Origin of the sequence: Acinetobacter sp., assembly GCF_050285345.1 — a bacterium.
Classification (GTDB): Bacteria; Pseudomonadota; Gammaproteobacteria; order Pseudomonadales; family Moraxellaceae; genus Acinetobacter.
Window position 1 is genome coordinate 1 of record NZ_JBLZXR010000030.1, and the last position, 18400, is coordinate 18400.

Annotated in this window: 18 protein-coding genes and 1 pseudogene; 10 read left to right on the plus strand and 9 right to left on the minus strand. The window is 40.6% G+C overall.

Annotation, left to right across the window (positions count from 1 at the left end; genetic code table 11):
• From ACN6OV_RS02700 to ACN6OV_RS02725, 6 genes are all read left to right on the plus strand, one after another.
• On the plus strand, positions 1 to 792 hold a 792-nt coding region (locus ACN6OV_RS02700; protein ID WP_427949437.1), incomplete at its 5' end, for a rod shape-determining protein.
• A 16-nt stretch (positions 793 to 808) separates the two neighbouring features.
• A complete protein-coding gene (mreC, locus tag ACN6OV_RS02705) occupies positions 809 to 1666 on the plus strand; it encodes a rod shape-determining protein MreC (protein ID WP_427949439.1) in 858 nt (285 codons plus the stop codon).
• Positions 1653 to 2144, plus strand: a complete 492-nt coding sequence (gene mreD / locus ACN6OV_RS02710) for a rod shape-determining protein MreD (RefSeq protein WP_427949441.1) — start codon at positions 1653 to 1655, stop codon at positions 2142 to 2144. The genes mreC and mreD overlap by 14 nt, the downstream gene beginning before the upstream one ends.
• Positions 2132 to 2698, plus strand: coding sequence for a Maf family nucleotide pyrophosphatase (locus ACN6OV_RS02715; RefSeq protein ID WP_427949443.1), 567 nt, complete (start codon positions 2132 to 2134; stop codon positions 2696 to 2698). Before mreD ends, ACN6OV_RS02715 begins: the two co-directional genes overlap by 13 nt.
• Before the next feature lie 42 nt (positions 2699 to 2740).
• Complete coding sequence (rng, locus tag ACN6OV_RS02720; protein WP_427949445.1) at positions 2741 to 4195, plus strand: ribonuclease G; 1455 nt, start codon at positions 2741 to 2743, stop codon at positions 4193 to 4195.
• Positions 4196 to 4337: 142 nt separating this feature from the next.
• On the plus strand, positions 4338 to 4511 hold the full coding sequence (locus ACN6OV_RS02725) for a PA1571 family protein (RefSeq protein ID WP_427949447.1): 174 nt from the start codon (positions 4338 to 4340) through the stop codon (positions 4509 to 4511).
• A 94-nt stretch (positions 4512 to 4605) separates the two neighbouring features.
• Here ACN6OV_RS02725 and ACN6OV_RS02730 read toward each other — a convergent pair.
• Positions 4606 to 5488: pseudogene (locus ACN6OV_RS02730) on the minus strand (IS982 family transposase).
• Positions 5489 to 5722: 234 nt separating this feature from the next.
• On the opposite strand from ACN6OV_RS02730, the gene ACN6OV_RS02735 reads away from it, so the two are divergent.
• A complete protein-coding gene (locus tag ACN6OV_RS02735) occupies positions 5723 to 5923 on the plus strand; it encodes an NF038215 family lipoprotein (RefSeq protein ID WP_427949449.1) in 201 nt (66 codons plus the stop codon).
• 228 nt (positions 5924 to 6151) lie between these two features.
• Here ACN6OV_RS02735 and ACN6OV_RS02740 read toward each other — a convergent pair whose 3' ends face one another.
• Positions 6152 to 6607 (minus strand): DIP1984 family protein, encoded by a 456-nt coding sequence (locus ACN6OV_RS02740; RefSeq protein ID WP_427949450.1) that lies wholly within the window; start codon positions 6605 to 6607, stop codon positions 6152 to 6154.
• Positions 6608 to 6779: 172 nt separating this feature from the next.
• Between ACN6OV_RS02740 and ACN6OV_RS02745 the strand changes: the two genes are divergently transcribed.
• Positions 6780 to 7403: a LysE family translocator gene (locus ACN6OV_RS02745; protein ID WP_427949452.1), complete on the plus strand. Its 624-nt coding sequence runs from the start codon at positions 6780 to 6782 to the stop codon at positions 7401 to 7403.
• A gap of 30 nt (positions 7404 to 7433) precedes the next feature.
• Here ACN6OV_RS02745 and ACN6OV_RS02750 read toward each other — a convergent pair whose 3' ends face one another.
• From ACN6OV_RS02750 to metG, 3 genes are all read right to left on the minus strand, one after another.
• Positions 7434 to 9071, minus strand: a complete 1638-nt coding sequence (locus ACN6OV_RS02750) for a hypothetical protein (RefSeq protein WP_427949454.1) — start codon at positions 9069 to 9071, stop codon at positions 7434 to 7436.
• A gap of 66 nt (positions 9072 to 9137) precedes the next feature.
• Complete coding sequence (locus tag ACN6OV_RS02755) at positions 9138 to 9284, minus strand: hypothetical protein (RefSeq protein ID WP_427949455.1); 147 nt, start codon at positions 9282 to 9284, stop codon at positions 9138 to 9140.
• Positions 9285 to 9432: 148 nt separating this feature from the next.
• The gene (gene metG / locus ACN6OV_RS02760) at positions 9433 to 11490 is read right to left on the minus strand and encodes a methionine--tRNA ligase (protein ID WP_427949457.1); all 2058 of its coding nucleotides are present in this window, start codon (positions 11488 to 11490) and stop codon (positions 9433 to 9435) included.
• A 170-nt stretch (positions 11491 to 11660) separates the two neighbouring features.
• Here metG and ACN6OV_RS02765 point away from each other — a divergent pair, with 170 nt between their 5' ends.
• Positions 11661 to 12461: a hypothetical protein gene (locus tag ACN6OV_RS02765; RefSeq protein ID WP_427949459.1), complete on the plus strand. Its 801-nt coding sequence runs from the start codon at positions 11661 to 11663 to the stop codon at positions 12459 to 12461.
• Between the two features lie 145 nt (positions 12462 to 12606).
• Here ACN6OV_RS02765 and ACN6OV_RS02770 read toward each other — a convergent pair whose 3' ends face one another.
• Positions 12607 to 12918: a hypothetical protein gene (locus ACN6OV_RS02770; protein WP_427949461.1), complete on the minus strand. Its 312-nt coding sequence runs from the start codon at positions 12916 to 12918 to the stop codon at positions 12607 to 12609.
• Positions 12919 to 13313: 395 nt separating this feature from the next.
• Between ACN6OV_RS02770 and apbC the strand changes: the two genes are divergently transcribed.
• Positions 13314 to 14585 carry an iron-sulfur cluster carrier protein ApbC gene (apbC, locus tag ACN6OV_RS02775; protein ID WP_427949463.1) on the plus strand — a complete coding sequence of 424 codons (1272 nt, stop codon included), beginning with the start codon at positions 13314 to 13316 and terminating at the stop codon, positions 14583 to 14585.
• Between the two features lie 54 nt (positions 14586 to 14639).
• On the opposite strand, the gene ACN6OV_RS02780 is transcribed toward apbC, so the two are convergent.
• Genes ACN6OV_RS02780 through ACN6OV_RS02790 form a run of 3 tightly spaced genes read right to left on the minus strand, consistent with a single transcriptional unit; the run spans position 14640 to position 18132 of the window.
• The gene (locus ACN6OV_RS02780; RefSeq protein WP_427949465.1) at positions 14640 to 16652 is read right to left on the minus strand and encodes a TRAP transporter permease; all 2013 of its coding nucleotides are present in this window, start codon (positions 16650 to 16652) and stop codon (positions 14640 to 14642) included.
• Positions 16649 to 17125: a DUF1850 domain-containing protein gene (locus tag ACN6OV_RS02785; RefSeq protein ID WP_427949466.1), complete on the minus strand. Its 477-nt coding sequence runs from the start codon at positions 17123 to 17125 to the stop codon at positions 16649 to 16651. The genes ACN6OV_RS02780 and ACN6OV_RS02785 overlap by 4 nt, the downstream gene beginning before the upstream one ends.
• The gene (locus ACN6OV_RS02790; RefSeq protein WP_427949467.1) at positions 17122 to 18132 is read right to left on the minus strand and encodes a TAXI family TRAP transporter solute-binding subunit; all 1011 of its coding nucleotides are present in this window, start codon (positions 18130 to 18132) and stop codon (positions 17122 to 17124) included. The genes ACN6OV_RS02785 and ACN6OV_RS02790 overlap by 4 nt, the downstream gene beginning before the upstream one ends.
• Between the last annotated feature and the right edge of the window lie 268 nt (positions 18133 to 18400).

Below are 18400 nucleotides of genomic sequence, written 5' to 3' on the forward strand. Positions count from 1 at the left end.
ACTGAAACGATGTTGAATCAATTCATTGGCAAAGTGCACGAAAAACGTTTGTTCCCACCTGCACCGCGTGTCGTGGTATGCGTACCATGTAAATCAACATTGGTTGAGCGTCGTGCAATCCGTGAAGCGGTGTATAACGCAGGTGCTCGTGAAGTTCGCCTGATTGAAGAGCCGATGGCTGCTGCAATTGGTGCTGGTATGCCAGTCGAGCAAGCGTGTGGTTCAATGGTGGTTGATGTTGGTGGTGGTACGACTGAAATCGCGATTATTTCACTACAAGGCTGTGTCTATGCGGACTCACTGCGTATCGGTGGTGATGTATTTGATGAGCAAATCATTAACTACGTGCGTAAAGCACATGGTTGCGTGATTGGTGAAACCACTGCTGAAAATATTAAGAAAGAAGTCGGCATGGCGCTTCCTGAAGAAGGGGCGAAAGCACTTGAGATCGAAGTTCGTGGTCGTAACCTTGCAGAAGGTGTGCCGCGTGCCATTACCGTGACTTCTGATGAAGTGACTCAAGCAATTTCTGATCCGCTACAAAATATTGTGTCTGCGGTGAAATCAGCACTTGAGCAAACACCGCCTGAATTGTCTTCAGACATTGCGGAACGCGGTATTGTGTTAACAGGTGGTGGTGCATTGCTACGTAACCTCGACAAGCTTCTGGCTAAAGAAACAGGTCTTCCTGTGGTGGTTGCAGAAGATCCGCTGTCTTGTGTGACACGTGGTGGTGGTAAGGTTCTCGAATTTTTCGATAATCCAAATCATGACATGTTATTTGTAGGCTAAGAAAAGGATTCGGCGGGTGCAAACGCAACTGTTTTCAAGACAACCGCCATCTTTTCGCTCATTTATCATTGCGGTGATTACGTGTTTGGTGGTGCTTTTCTTTGATTGGCGCATGCCACATGTAATTCAACCGGCCAGAGACGTCTTGTATGCGGCATATAATCCAATTTATGCCCTTGCAAGCTATCCAGTGTTATCGCGAGAATGGCTGAATCAACAAACCAAGTCTGAAGCTCAATTGCGCCGTGAAAATACCGCGATGCAAGCCGAGTTAGTACAGGCTCAAGTCCGTTTACAGAAACTTTCTGAACTTTCTGCTGAAAATACCCGTTTGCGCGGTTTACTCGATACGCCTCTTATTATTGATGGTCGTATGGAGATTGCCGAAGTTATTGGGACTGATGCGGATCCGCTACGGCATATTATTGTGATTAACCGTGGTGCCAGCAGTCAGCTGAAAGTGGGTCAGACTGTGTTAGATGACAAAGGGATTATGGGGCAGATTATTAATGTCTATCCACATAGTAGCCGGGTCATGTTGCTTTCGGACAAGGAACACTCACTTTCTGTACGTATGGAACACACAGGTATGCGTGCCATTGTGACCGGTACAGGTGATCTTGGACGTTTGAAGATGGAATATGTTCCAACCAGTGCCAATATCAAAGTGGGGGAAAAAGTGTATAGCTCTGGGCTTGGCGCGCATTTTCCTGCCGGATATTTGGTCGGTACGGTGTCTAAAGTGAGTCGACATAATTCGGGTGAATTTGCCCAAATTGATTTAACTCCTGCAGCACAATTGGCAGGTGGTCATCACGTGGTTGTCTTATTTTCAGATTCTTTAGCGATGGAGCAACCGCATGTCACTCGCTAAGCTTAGTCGGCATAAACAGCGCGATCCTTTATTTCCGATTATTTTTTCCATCATCATTGCTTCGATCTTGATGGTTTATCCATTGTCCTATGGTCTTTCTGGCTGGCGTCCATTATTCATGATGATGGTCATGTTATTTTGGGTACTGTGTCAGCCGACTTGGTGTGGAATTTGGTTTGCATTTGGGACGGGGCTATTTGCAGATTTGTTGCTTGATGCACCTTTTGGTATGAATGCACTCAGCTTTGTAGTGATTGCCTTTGTGACCCGATTCTTAACCCGTGAAAAACGCATCCTGACTTTTGCGAATCTGTGGATCATTGCTGCAATGGCATTGGTTGCGCATTTATTCTTTGTCTGGATTGCTCAGGTCATGAGCGGTGTTCAGTTCTCCTTTGCGCGGCATTGGCAACCTTTACTGACTAGCTTACTTCTTTGGCCAATCATGTATTATTTTCTTCGAAAATGGCGCATTTAATTCTCGCTTCTAGTTCTCCTCGACGTCGTGAACTGCTTCAGCAATTGGGACTGGAATTTGATATTTTCAGTCCAGATATTGATGAGTCGGTATGGGATGGAGAGTCGGTTGCAGAATATGTCGAACGCCTTGCTTGTGCCAAAGCCGCAGCCGTGCAGCAACAATACCCCGAAGCCATTGTAATTGCAGCAGATACCAGCTTAGGGGTAGATCATCACATTCTTGGTAAACCTGAATCGAAACAACATGCTTTTGAGATGTGGAAAATGCTTTCCGGACGGAAGCATGATGTTTTTTCGGGTGTTTGTGTACGTACAAAAGAACAAATATGCAGTATAGTAGTGCGTACTCAGGTTGAATTTCAAACGCTTAGCCTAAATGATATGGAAAGTTATTGGGCCACATGTGAACCCATCGGCAAGGCGGGAGCCTATGCGATACAAGGAATAGCTGCGCGCTATATTCCGGGGATAGAAGGAAGCTACAGTAACGTGGTGGGCTTACCTTTACATGAGACCGTACAGTTATTACAGACAGTTAAGGCATTAAATTAACTGCTGCAACACAAGAATTTTTATAATGTTTTGAGTTTTGTTATGTCTGACGAGTTGTTGATTAACGTCACACCGATGGAATGTCGTGTGGCGTTGATTCAAAACGGCACGGTCAATGAGTTGTTCGTTGAACGTACTGTGAAGCGTGGTTTGGTGGGAAATATTTATAAGGGGAAAGTTGTCCGCGTACTCCCAGGTATGCAGGCGGCCTTTGTTGATATTGGTTTATCGAGAACAGCGTTTTTACATATCAATGATATGGTCTGGCAGCGCAATCAGCCGACCCCCAATGTATTCGAACTCTTGCAACCCGGACAAATTCTGACGGTTCAAGTGATGAAAGATATGCTGGGCACCAAGGGTGCTCGTCTTTCGACGGATCTGTCCATTCCTTCACGTTATTTGGTACTGATGCCTTATGGTAGTCATACTGGTGTATCACAGCGTATTGAATCGGAAGAAGAGCGCGATCGTCTGCGCAGTATGATTGAACGTATTCAGAAAGAACATGATTTACCCGGTTCTGTGATTGTGCGTACTGCCGCTGAAGGTATTGCTGAAGATGAAATTGCGCAGGATATGGCTTATTTGGCCAAACTGTGGGAATACATTTTGCGTAAGCAACGCAGTATTATTGTGCCATCGCTGATTTTTGAAGAGTTACCTTTACCGCAGCGCGTGATTCGTGATTTAGCCAATGAAGAAACCTCTAAAATTCAGGTGGATTCGCGCGAAGTGCATGGGAAATTGCAAGAATTCGTTCAAGAATTTGTCCCGAGTATGCACAATCGCTTATTGCATTATCCGGGTGAGCGTCCAATTTTTGACTTATACAATGTCGAAGAAGATATTCAGAAAGCTTTACAGACCCGTGTCGCTTTGAAGTCAGGCGGCTATTTGATGATTGATCAAACTGAAGCCATGACGACGATTGATGTCAATACGGGATCCTATGTCGGTGGACGCTCGCTTGAAGACACTGTGTTTAAAACCAATATGGAAGCCACACAGGTCATTGCCCGTCAGCTGCGCCTGCGTAATTTGGGGGGCATCATCATTATTGACTTCATTGATATGCAAGAAGCACATCATCGTGATGAAGTGATGAGTCAGTTTGAGAAAATGCTGGAACGGGATCATGCCAAAACTAAGATCACGCAAGTGTCGGAGTTGGGCTTGGTGGAAATGACCCGGAAGCGGACACGTGAATCATTAGAGCATTTATTATGTGATTCTTGTCCGACTTGTCAGGGACGTGGTTATGTCAAAACAGCTGAGACAGTTTGCTACGAAATATTTCGTGAGATTCTAAGATATGCACGAGCGTATGAGTCACAAAGTGGCTTTACTGTTGTGGCACATCCGTCGGTCATTGACCGATTATTAACTGCCGAAGCACCGGCAGTGGCGGATTTAGAGCACTTTATTAGTCGAGTAATTAAGTTCCAAGTGGAAAATCTATATACGCAAGAGCAATACGATATCATTCTTAGCTGAAATTGTAACAGAATATCGTTAAACACTTGTTACAACTGGGATTTTACTTTTGAACTGTAATTTTGAATACTAGACACATCAAATAGCCAAAGCCATTTTCCTGCATGGGACAGGGAAATGGTTTAGCAAAAAGAGGTGTACGATGGGTATTAGCAAAGCAGTAATGAAAAGTAGTCTTAAAACTGTTGGTGAAGCAAAAGCGATTCATTCAGGTTATATCGTGGATGAGCGTGGTAATGAAGTTCAAATTACTTCATCGATGATTCGTGCAGCGTGTCATCAACTGCTTAAACAATGCCGTGCAATTAAAGCTTAAGAGATTTTCAGGGGTGAAATTATACGGATTATTGATCCTAAGATTTCAGTTGAATAGATGTGAGTAAATACAGATTAGATACAACACGCCAATCTCAACTTAAAATAAGTTTTTCAAATTGAATTGGCAAATGACCAAGCTTCTTATTCAAAACAACACAGACGGTGTGTGACAGAATCTTTCTGATGAAATGATGTGATAAATACCATAAATCTTTTGCTCTTACTTTTTTTGGATATTAAAGCGATCTACTAACTGACCAATGACGGTCTCAATTTTTCTTCTAGCCTTCATCAATAATCTCATTGATTCTTTAGATCTGAGATCAAGCATATTCTTTCTCAACGGTGTCCGTAAATCAACATATTGAAATTTATAGTATTCATTTAAACTTGGTCTTAAATAGTCTTTGTCTGCTCCCAATAATCCATGAATGTTTGGTGTAATTTATGGCGCAATCTCACGCTTATCAACATTCGCTGGGGTAAAAGCGTAGCCTGTAACCATACCATCAAAATTAATCACGATACGCCCCTTAAAAGCATAGTATTCTTCCTGTTGGGCTGAACAATAACTAAAACCTGCATGTTCTTTGATGTTTTTATGTCTTTTTGCTCGACGATAATGACAGACTGGAATAGGAAATCCATCAATGAAATGAATATTATCCTGTCCATAACATGCAGTTAAGCGAGCTGTGATTTTCTGATGAATCTACCATAAGTTTGCACAATGTTTACAAAAATTAGGATATGCCCCCAATTTTGGAAACCAGCTAAGCAATTATTTTTAAAATACCTCTAGATACTTTTATCTGTATCCATTCCAAGAAATTCACCTACAATTTACATTATGATAATTTCAATATCGGTAAGAGCAGGTGGAAAGCCACGAGTTCTGAGTGGTTTATTGACAACAATTGGATAGAGCTCATCTATGATTAAATAGACAAAGATGATAAATTTTTCAATGGACATAACATGAGGTAGTTTTCTTGGTCGAAATCTAAATTGTGTTATGTCCTTTTTATTTCAATGACTTAAAAAGTTGAGATTGGCGTGAGAGAAATATATGAAAAGATAGTGTTGTTATACCAACAGCAGGGACATAATTTCTGACAATTCTGTTGAGTGAAGCATGAAAAAGTGCTGCAACTTTATACAAAACTGCTATGCTGAAAAATAGAATTATAAACAGGGAGAGGCCACATGATGAGACGTTCCCTAATGATCATCCCGACCATACTGCTATGCAGTGTAGGGATTGTCGGTTGTGATACGACTGATGAGCTACATCGGCCTAAAACAGAACAAAGAACCATGATCATTGGTGGCGTGCCAACAAATGATCTGGACTATAAAATACCCCACGAAGATGTTGCTCTAAATGAGGCCGCAGTCAACGACGATTAAATACTTCTTTTCAATTGAGAAATAGGGTGGACATACTGTCAGTACATGGTAGTGAGACGTGACATGTAAATGGTCACAGATGCAGTGTGCTACGTCAGATGAGTGAACATTTGAAGTAGACGTCTTACTTCCGCATATAGGTTTGTTGAATTTAAAGCCTTACAAACCCGTAAAAGGCTCTGTACTCGCCCAGTATGTCCGAACTGGAATGAACCGAAGTTCATATACTTAAATCAGGTCAATTTGCCAATTGGATGCCTGAATTTCTAAATTATTTTGTCTTAGTTTCTGACTAATCTCATCGGCTTGTTTTTGCAAATCAGCAACGGAAATGGATTTCAGCCAACGAATTTCACTTGAGCTATAGCGACCATTTTCACGACATGAACTGTCAATCGCTTGTTGCAGAATTCGATGCTGCTGCGTTAATAAATCACGCTCATTTAGTAGCGAAAGCATCGAACGTCCAGTACTTGTTTTGGCCTGGGCATTGGTGCTATGAATTTTTTCAATCATACGATGTAATTCTGTATTGACGGAAAATGCTTCTTGAATCAGTGTATTTGGATCTTCACTGGGTGCATCGCCTTCTTGGATCAGCACGTTGTTATTAATCCGTTGTTGTAATGAGGCTAACTTAGTTTGTAGATCACTGCGTAATAGGAGCGCTTCTGCTAATTTCATCTTCTTAATAGTTAATTTGTACTTTAGTTGATGATGCAATGAATTAATGGGTTATTCAAGTAATTTATAGTGAAAAATTTGGTTGTTTAGAAAAAATATTGTGGATTATAGGAAGAAATTCAAAAATGTAATCGGTAGAATTAGGTCGATTATTAATGAAGTTGGTGTTGTTGTGGAATCATTTTGGATATTAGGCTCTATTGCTTTTGCATTGATGCTCGGTGCAATGAGTCCAGGCCCAACATCGATTTATGTCGCTAAAAATTCAATTGCAATTTCACGTAAACACGGTTTATTCACGGCTTTAGGCACAGGGACAGGCGCGGCAATTTTTGGCCTACTTGCTGTACTGGGTTTACAGGCATTTTTATTGGCTGTGCCTTCTGCTTATTTGGCCTTAAAAATTTGTGGTGGTTTATATCTGCTTTGGATGGCCTTTAAAATTATTAAACATGCCAAAGAGCCGATTCAGTCAGAGGATGATGCAACTACACAAATGTCGCTGCGTCGAGCATTTACTACAGGTTTAATTACGCAATTATCCAATCCTAAAATTGCGATTGTCTTAGCCAGTATTTTTACCGCATTACTTCCGAAAGAAATTCCAACTTATTTTTATGTCGTTCTACCTGTGCTGTGTTTCTTTATTGATGCAGGTTGGTGTTCTCTGGTCGCTGTTGCGCTTTCAGCAGAGAAACCGCGCCGTGTGTATTTAAAGTTTAAAGCAGGTTTTGATCGGGCGGCTGGGGCTGTGATGACGGTACTGGGTCTGAAGTTGATTTTTGGGATGAAGTGATAAAACAGAGGGATTTCTCCCTCCTAAATGCTATTCGGAATCATATTTCCAATGAAAAACCATTTTTGCTAAAGTTCTCATATCCATATTATTTTTCATTTTTTCAAAGGTGATAAAATCACTTTTTTTATCTTGATACAGTTGCTTAATTTCATCATCATTTTCGAGGTTAAATAAGGGTTTTAATCCACCAAAATGATTCATAAAAGTTCCCCATTTATAAGCTTGTTTAAAGCTTTTGTAACTTTTTTCATTTGCTAAAGCGATAAGCAAGTAATCTTCTAAAAAGCGTTCTTGATGTTTGCCTGCTGAGTAGCGAATAGTTTCAAATGCTTGGTTCATATACTCTAGTGACTTATGGTATTGATCTTTCTTAAAGGCTAATACAGCTTGAATCCATTGTTCGAGCCAAGGATAAACAATATGGTTATTGCAAGACTTATATGCTTCTAACCAAGTTTCAAAAGACATTTTATTATTTAAAACATCAAAATAACCTTGATGGTAATTTTCTATATTTGCTAAAAACTGTTTAGGATTGGCTTGTGATTTCAAATAGCAAAAACCATCTTTTAATGTAATTAAGTTAAAATTAGCGGGGAAATGGTCGTCAAAACTAGGTAGATCATTTGTGTGTCCTACTCGTTGTACATGTAAAGCTAACTCTTCACCTGTTTGTAAGCGGTTTTTTGAGAATGATTTAAATACTATAAAATTAGCCATTTCTTCAATATTAACGTTATTTTCGATATTGTATGGATCTGAAGCCATTATTTTTATTTGTTCACTCATAATAGCTTTCATTTCATCATTATAAAAAATATGGAAATCTTTATAGATTGCATCCAAATAAGATCTAAGTTTTTCAGACATAATTTGTAAAAAACTTGCTCCATAATTTTCTTTAATTTGTTGAATACAATATGTGCAAAAACGACCAATCAACAAAAAGAATAGATAAGTTTCTTGACGATCTACTGGTATAGCATGTGATTTAAAGGCTCGATCAAATGTAGCTTTAAGCATTGCAAAAGAAGGCAAAGTTTTATCTTTTAACCAATTATCAACATTCCATAAGTCTTTTTCTTGTTGATCGCTCTCAGATGTAGTTAAAAGACCTTGTTCTAATGTGTGAAAGTTATTTTGATCTAAGTTTTCCGAAGTATAAATCCACTGTATGAAGTAACTTAATGGTGTTTGATTATCTGATCCTAAAAACCAAAAAAAATCTTGTGGTGCATGAACATTTTTGAAAAAATCTGCATAGCATTCTTTATATTTTAGGATTGAAATAGGGAGTCGAGATAGAACAGTTGTCTGAATAATAAATTGAAAAGAATCCTTTTTATCTAAATAAGTATGGTTTGTTAATACGGCCTCTAAATAGCATAGGAATAAATCTTTTAGTGTATCTAAAATTGAGTGCTGTAAATGCCATGTTGGGAAGAGGTCAGCGATTGCAGAATGTAGGGCTTGCATATGTAGATTAAAATTTTCTAAAAAATTAGAACCTTCTTCTTTTGCAAAGCGTTGTAAACTTTTTTGCAAGCTTTTATTCTCAATTTTTAAATCTAAAATTTGTTCAGATTTTTTTGGAATAATTCCTAAAGCATCATAAGTAAATTTGATTAAATCTCCTTGCGATGGAAATTGTGCTAAAGCGTACATAAAAGCCCCTATAGAATAAAAAAATAAGAAGTACTCTTGGTTAGAGTACTTCTCTAACTAAAAAAATTACTTTTTACGATTCGGATTTAACTGTTGACCGCGATTGCCTTGATTACGATCATAGGCAGTATTCGTTCCATTGGTTCCTTTATTTGCATTTTGTTGATTTGCTGAGTTATTTGCTACAGACTTAGATTGATTTGAGTTACTCATTTTAAATTTCCTTTACGGTATGTTTGAGTAGCTCATCATAAAAAATTAAGAAATTATTCTCGAAGAATTTTGGCGACAAATTTTATTTGTATTGAGTCATAAAAAAGCCCCTACACACGTAGAGGCTTTTTATTTAAGACTTTAAATCTTAAGAAACCTTATCACCCGGTTTAGCGCCAGATTCAGGTGAAATCACCCAAACACCTTCGCCATTACCCGCTGCAAGCACCATACCGTTTGAAATACCAAAACGCATTTTACGAGGGGCAAGGTTGGCCACCATCACCACCAATTTGCCTTTTAAGTCTTCCGGTTGGTAAAACTCACGGATGCCACTAAATACATTGCGTGGTTCAGCTTCGCCGACATTTAACGTCAATTGAAGCAGCTTATCGGAACCTTCAACCGTAGCAGCGTCTAAAACTTCCGCCACACGTAAGTCAACTTTCATAAAGTCATCGATATTGATGATTTCTGCTTCACCGACTTTAGGCTCAGGCTTTTTTTCTTTAGCTTTTTCTTTCTTCTTCTCAGCTTTTGGTGCTTCCGCAGCAGCAGCTAAAGAATCTTTAGACGCATCGACCATTGCAGCAACCGCTTTCGGGTCTACACGCTGCATCAATGGTTGGAATAATGCAATTTCATGACCCACCAATATGGTTTTTGCAGAAGCAAAATCGAAAGATTCAAGTTTCAAGAAGTCTTGCACTTGTGCTGCCAAGGTTGGAAGCACTGGGCTTAAGTAAACAGCCAATTGACGGAACAAGTTAATCCCGACAGAACAGACATCATGCACTTGCTGTTCTTGACCTTCTTGCTTCGCAAGTGTCCAAGGTTTTTTCTCATCAATATATTGGTTGGCACGGTCAGCTAGCGCCATAATTTCACGAATCGCCGCAGAGAATTCACGCGCTTCATATTGAGCAGCAATTGAAGCACCGGCATCAATAAAGCTTTGAACCAATTCAGGCTCAGCGCAAGCTGCACTTAATTTGTTGTCAAACTTGGTGTTAATGAATTTGGCACAGCGGCTGGCAATATTCACCACTTTACCCACAAGGTCTGAATTCACTTTTTGCACGAAGTCATCAAGATTTAAGTCAGAATCTTCAACTTTATCCGACAACTTAGACGCAAAGTAATAACGTAAATATTCAGGGTTTAAATGCTCTAAATAAGTTTCCGCTTTAATGAACGTACCGCGAGATTTTGACATCTTCTGACCATTTACAGTCAAGAAACCGTTTACGAATAAACCTGTCGGAGTACGGTAGTTCGCACCTTCCAACATTGCAGGCCAGAACAGCGCGTGGAAGTAAACAATGTCTTTACCAATGAAGTGATACACTTCTTTGTCGGAGTCTTTTTTCCAATAGTCTGCAAAGTTTAAATCTGGACGTTTGGTTTTTACGTAATTTTCAAAGCTCGACATATAGCCAATCGGCGCATCCACCCAAACATAGAAGTATTTGTTCGGCGCATCTGGAATTTCAAAACCGAAGTAAGGTGCATCACGTGAAATGTCCCAATCGTTTAAACCATTTTCAAACCATTCATCCAGCTTGTTGGCGATTGATGTTGGCAGGCGACCTTCGTCACGCGTCCATTTTTGCAGGTATTCACCAAAGTTTGGTAATTTGAAGAAGTAGTGATCTGATGATTTTTCAACAGGTGTTGCACCGCTCAAAGTCGAACGCGGATTTAATAATTCAGTCGCGTTATAAGTTGTACCGCAGACTTCACATGAGTCGCCGTATTGATCTTCCGCTTTACATTTCGGACAGGTGCCTTTAATGAAGCGATCTGACAGGAACATGCCTTTTTCAGGGTCGAACAATTGTGTAACAGGACGAACAGCGATATTGCCCGCTTCGCGGTTTTTAAGATAAATCTCTTCCGAACGCGCTTTGTTTTCAGCACTGTTGGTTGAGTCATAATGATCAAAATGCACACCAAAGCCGTCAAAATCACGGATATGTTCTTTTTGCACATTGGCAATCTGTTCTTCTGGTGAAATGCCATTGGCTTCGGCACGTAGCATAATTGCCGTACCGTGAGCATCGTCCGCGCAGACATAAGTCACGTCATGACCCATTGCACGCATGGCACGAACCCAAATATCTGCTTGGATATAACCGAGTAAGTGGCCCATATGGATCGGACCATTGGCGTATGGAAGGGCGTTAGTGACTAAAATATTACGCACGGATATGACTCTCTCATTCGTATTTTATATAAGGTCAACGATTTTACCTTAGATAGCTGTGACTTGCACAAGGGAATCGGTGAAATCTTTTCAAAACTAAATATTTCTATATTGCGTGGTCAATAACAGCGATAATAGGGCATTAATGTGATGCCCTCGAGTAACTGCCCATGTATGACCATGATTATGAAGATGACCAGCCTGTAACCCTTATTCCACAACATGCGCAATCAAAAAAGCTTTTGGGAAATCAAATATTAAAACAAGCACAGCACTATCTTGTTGAGCAAATTTCGGCACAAGAGCACGCCTTTCTGATTCAAACATTAACGGGCTTGGCTCAACAAGAACCATATTTTCAGGTTTTGGCAGACGAACTCGATCAGCCGGTTGAAATGAAGGTGGCAAATGATGCGCTGAATTTAGTGTATTTTTGGCAGCTCGTGCATCAACATGAAAATGATGCAGATTTTGATTTACTCAATGTCATCAATACCGAATTTTTCCAAACTGAAATGTTGGCTGCTTTTGATGCTTTACATATTGGTGAAAACAAAGAACAACGCCGTTTGGTGCTGCTTGAAGCCTTTAAACTGTATAAATTGAATTTTCATGCGGGCTGTATCCCCGTGTTGTACGCTCAGCTCGAAGGTATTTTGACGGACGTTTTAATTGAAAATGGCTTCCTAAAACAAAACGACACCAAATTTATCGATGTTTATAAAATTGTTCCGGGTCTGAAGGGCAGTGAAATTAAAAGTCTTTGGCATAAGTCGAAAATTGCCAATGAGCTGAATCATTATTTTGCTGAACTGGCTGCCTATAAAATGGATAGCAGTTCTACTGTTGCTATGACACGACATAACATTTTGCATGGTACGGACGTGGCACATTTTAATCAGGGACGTAGTTTTGTCCTGTTTATCTGGTTGTTCTCAGCAGTTAGCTTTATGAGTACAATTAGTAAGTAAAGTTAAATGTGGGTAAAAAATAAGCTATCGTCGAAAAACTGTAGTCGATAAAAGCCTAGCCATTTGGGCTTTATCGTTCATTTATTGAACTCATAGTCTTCTTTTTTTTAATATGAAAATTGATCAATAATTATTCACTGCTTAATTATTTGCGCAGCCCGTCTAAGTTGGTCGTTTTAATATTACGAACATGTTCATCCACCACGGTTATCACATATTGCATATTGGCAATTTCATATGTGTAATCCACCGCCAACGTCGCAGGCTGACCTTTTTCTTGCAATGCATAGGATTGCATTTTAATTGGAGAGGCCTGCATACGAGTACGCATGTCCTCTAAACGATCGCCAATCGCAATGGTTTGTCGGTCAGCAGTATGAATCGCTTCCGTTGAGACTTGCGCATGAATCGCTGTTGTTGTACTGAGGATCATCAGCAGTATTGCGATTTTTTTCATCAGCTGTCTTCCTTATTCAAAAATTACTTTTGTTGTTATGTCATTCATTGCATATGGAATGATGTTATTAACATCGCTTAGGAATAGGTTTAAGCGAAAGATACTGAAATTTAAAATGAAAGTGCTGTATTTTTGTATTGTTGAAATGTAAATGTCCATCTCAAGCAGTGTCCATTCATTTTTAAAAGAGATAATTCTCCCATTAGTTTTAGTCAGATATTTTAATCTAAATAAATTTTGATCCAACATTTTACCCAAATGCGGCTATTTCCAACTAAATCACTCGACTTTATAAGCTTATATGAATAAGTCCTATCATCTGCCTCTTACCCTTCGCAGGCTGAACAGGTAAACTAGGAAGATCATTTTTTGAAACCCTGTTTGGAGACAAAGCAATGTCGTGGCTTTCTTCCCTTAAATCTGTTTTTTCACCCGCGCAAGAGGTGAAAGAGGAGGAAATCCAACAGGTTTTACAAAATTATATTTTGCCTAATTCAGAAAATGCGCTGAAAGATCGTATTACGCAGGTCAATGTACAAGGTCAGGTCTTACAAATAACCATCAATACCTTTCCTTCTGAAGCAGATGATCTGCAACAAATTCATGATGATTTGGCAGATGCCTTGGAAAAATGTGGCATCACAGAACTGAATATGCATGTGATTCAGCAAAAAACTGGTCATCAAGAAAAGTCAGGTGGTTGTGGGCATCAGCATGCAGAAGGTGAAAGCTGTTCTGGTCAACCTAAAGCTGATGCTACGCAAAAAAGTAATTTGCCACCTGTGGTAGATGCATCTGCAACCGCTGCACAAAAAGTTGAAGAGACTGATCCGAATAATCCACCGATTCAAAAAGCAGCACCGCAACAACGTGATGTACCGAAACATCCGCGTATTCAAAATGTGATCTTGGTGTCATCGGGTAAGGGCGGGGTGGGTAAATCGACGACCACTGTAAACCTTGCATTAGCATTACAAAAACTGGGCCTAAAAGTGGGGGTTTTGGATGCAGACATTTATGGACCAAGTATTCCAACCATGTTGGGCAATGCAGGCCGTACCCCAATGATTGAAGCGGAAAATTTTGTCCCTTTGGATGCCTATGGTCTGGCAGTGTTATCGATTGGACACTTAACGGGTGACCATAATACGCCTGTGGCTTGGCGCGGACCGAAAGCGACTGGAGCGTTGATGCAACTGTTCAATCAGACTTTATGGCCTGACCTTGATGTTTTGATGATTGATATGCCACCGGGCACAGGCGACATTCAGTTGACGCTTGCACAGCGTATTCCTATCACAGGGGCAGTGATCGTGACTACACCACAAAACGTGGCATTGATGGATGCCACCAAAGGGATTGAGTTATTTAACCGTGTGCAGATCCCCGTTATGGGTGTGGTTGAAAATATGTCGACCCATATTTGTTCGAATTGCGGTTTTGAAGAACCTATTTTTGGCACAGGTGGCGGTGACAAACTGTCTGAACAATACGATATTCCACTTTTAGGACGTTTGCCTTTAAATGTTGAAATTCGTGAAAACGTCGATGCAGGCAAGCCTTCGGTTTTAGTTGAAGATAGCGCAGCAGACAGCTATATGTTGATTGCGGAAAAGATTGCAGCAGCATTGCCGAAAGCGGGAAAAGATCATTCACGCATTTTCTAAATCTGTACAGCATAAAAAAGCCCAACGTTGAGTTGGGCTTTTTTTGTACTTATTTTAAGAGGATGAGTAGGAAGGTTTCTGTTTTTTTGCTTGTAAGATATTCACGCTAATCGCGATCACCACCATCACCATTCCAACAAGATCTGTGATAGTTTCGGGAATAATTAAACACAAAGCACCAACACCTAAGAACACTCGCCAAAACCAATTCATGCCGATTTTAAAGTAGCCTTCAACTGCGGCACCGAGGGCCAGAATACCGACTACGGAAGTAAAGACAATACTGACAATGGTGGTCCAGGCAGGGAAAGCAAACTCACGTGCATTGACTGCAACATTGGCAGTATCAATCATCAGCATGGCAGGGTTGTAGACAAACAGGAACGGTACAATGAAGCCTGCTAATGATAGCTTCAGTGCTTGAAATCCTGTACGCATCGGGTCACCGCCAGCAATGCCTGCACCAGCAAAGGCGGCTAAGGCGACTGGTGGGGTGATATTGGCAAACAAACCAAAATAGAACACAAACATATGTGCAACTAGCGTTGGAATATCAAAGTTTGCCAAAGCGGGAGCCGCCATCGTTGCGGTAATGATATAGGCTGGAATGGAAGGCAGTCCCATACCTAAAATCATCGAGGCAATCATGGTAAAGAATAATGTCAAAAATAGGCTGCCTGCACCAATACTCATAATCGATGAGGTCATGACAGAGCCGAAACTGGTCAGACTGACCACGCCAATAATAATGCCCACCAAGGCACAGGCAGTCATCACTGAAAGGGATTGCTTCGCGCCATCTGCGAGCGCGTCTAAAATGTCTTTGAAGCCCATGCGTGTCGATTTGCGAAAACTGGCCACGACCACGGTTAAGGCAATGGTATAAACCGCTGCATAACTCACTGGAATAGACTGAAAGAGGAAAAATACCAAAGCTACAATTGGAATCAGTAAATGACCACGCGCTTTTAGCACATCTTTCACGCGTGGGAGGTCTGCTTTGGGCACACCTTTTAAATTATCTCGTCCCGCACGGAAATGAACCTGTGCTATAACACCTAAATAGTAGAGTAAAGCGGGAAGTGTGGCAGCGAGTGCAATGGTGCCATAACTGACCCCAGTAGTTTCCGCCATAATGAAGGCACTAGCCCCCATGACGGGTGGTAAAATTTGCCCACCAACGGAGGCGCTGGCTTCGACTGCACCAGCAAAGTTTTTGTGATAGCCAATTTTTTTCATCAAAGGAATGGTGAATGAACCTGTCCCGACGACATTGGCCACAGCCGTTCCATTAATACTGCCCATAAATCCACTGGAAATGACCGCAACTTTTGCAGGACCGCCTTGTTTATGTCCTGCCAGTGCCATGGCTAAGTCATTAAATAGCTTGCCCATACCAGACTTTGCCAGAAAAGCACCAAAGAGAATAAACAGGAAAATAAAGGTGACGGAAGCCCCGATCGCAGAGGAATACAGCCCTTCAGTTTTTAAATACATTTGCCCGAAAATATCACTAATACTATAAGGGCGAGTCAATAAGCGATCAGGCACCCAGTCATAATGACTAAAGAATGGATAAGAGAGAAAAATTAAGCCTAAAATAGGCAGCATCCATCCCATTACCCGCCGTGCTCCTTCAACCACTAGGACTACAGCTAAAATGGCAAAGACAATATCCAGTGTGTTGGGAATACCACCACGCGTGGTCATAATGGCTTGATATTCTTTCCAAATATATAAAAAAGTGGCCAATGATGCCAAAGCCAGCAACCAATCCAGCCATGGAATACGTTGCCGTGAACTGGACTGACGTGCAGGGTAGAGCAGGAACACCAAAACCAAACCAATCGCAACGTGGGCAGAACGCTGAATTAACTCAGGCTGCGGATTAAAGGTAATAAATAAATGAAATACTGAATAAAAAATGGCAATCGCAGCAATGAACCAAGCCACAGATTTACTGCTTGGAGAGCGAGTGACCGACTCACGATCAAATTTTTCTAAAATAGCCTGTTGTTGCTGTGCATCTAATTGCTCTGGGGCAACTTTGTCTTCATTTTGAGTCATAGGCATTCTCCGATCTGCCATGCTTTCCACAAGGGCTGTTGTTGTGAGGTGATTTGCACCACAGTGTAATCTGGGTGTTGTTGGAAGATGGGCCAAATCTTTTGCTGAACGACAATACTACCTTGCATATTCTTGGAAATGATCCAATTGATTTGCTCAATCTGTCGATTAACCTGCATTCTAACCAGACCATCTTTTTGGAAAATGATCGGATAGTCATTCGGTGTGCCTGCACCGAAAGAAATTAAATCGGTATAGCGCAAAATAAAATGCTGTTGTTCACGTTGATAGTTTTCAACCCAACGGGTTTTTTCAACCGAATGTTTCCATTGCAAATTAAACTGATCCGATGAAATACGGCAGTGTGTCTGTTCCACAAGTACGTTGGTATAATGTATAGGAAACAACAGCAGACCGCATAAGCCGATTAGAAAAAGTGCAGTCATAAGCACTGCACTTTTTTTCAGTTTCATTTTTTCGCTGCGAGTTCGTCGTAATAACGTTTAGCACCAGGGTGTAGTGGTGCAACCACGCCTTTTTGTGCTGTTTCTAAATTAATTTCTGTGGCTGCCTGATGTGAGTTTGCTAACTGCCCTAAACTATCAAAGAAGGATTTGGTGAGCTTATAGACATCATCTTCAGAAAGGTCTGAGCGTACCACTAAAGCATTCATAATCGCGGCAGTTGGAATATCCTCGGTATTACCATAGGTACCTTTCGGAATATTCAGCGAGAGGAAATAAGTTTGATTTTTTGCGATCTGTTTGACTTTTTCAGGGTTAATACCAACCATTTGTAAATCAAAACCTTGTTGCAATTCCATTAACGATGAGTTGGGAATGCCACTGGTTAAGAATGCCGCATCAATTTTTTCACTTTTCAGAGCATCAGCTGCTTCTGCATAGCCTAGATAGTCGACTTTTACATCGTTATAGGTAATCCCAAAGCCATTTAAGAGGGTACGTGCATTGACTTCAACCCCAGAGTTTTGAGCACCGACAGCAATACGTTTGCCTTTTAAGTCCTCAAGGTTTTTAATCCCTGATTTTTTTGATGCCACAATTTGCACATAGTTCGGATATAAGGCTGCAATTTGTTGCACATTATCAATTTTGCCACTGGAAAAACTGCCTGTGCCATTGAGTGCTTCAGTTAAGCTGTCACTCATAACAAAAGCCATTTCTACTTTTTTCTGTTTCAGTAAATTAAGGTTTTCAACAGATGCCCCAGTGGTTTGGGTTTTAGAGTTGACCCCGTAAGTTTTATGGTAAATTTCGGCCAAACTGGTACCAATTACATTGTAGGGGCCAGATGCACCGCCTGTCGCAATATTGACAAACTTGCTTTGCAGTTTATCAGCAGCTTGTGCGCTGGCTTCTGTTTTAGTATCGCTTGAAGGATTGGTTTTATTGTCACTTGAGCATGCTCCTAAGCCTGCAAGTGCAATTGAAAGCAGCGTGAGTTGAGTCCATTTTTTCATATACTTTTTCCTCGTTTTATTATCTTAAATACGATTAACTCGGTTGTTCTATCCTTGACAGCGTGTGATCAAATTGATGCATAAAAATACGCTTTGTTTAAAAAGTAACTGATTAAAAATCATTTGAATAGTTTTTTTTCATTAGAGTTGTTTATTTGATTTGAAAAATCATTCAGTACGAAAATGTATCAGTCATGTCAGTATTGGGCTGAAAGCCAGATTTGCTAAGGGCTGCGTGGTATTTATGATGCATAGAGCCTAAAGATTA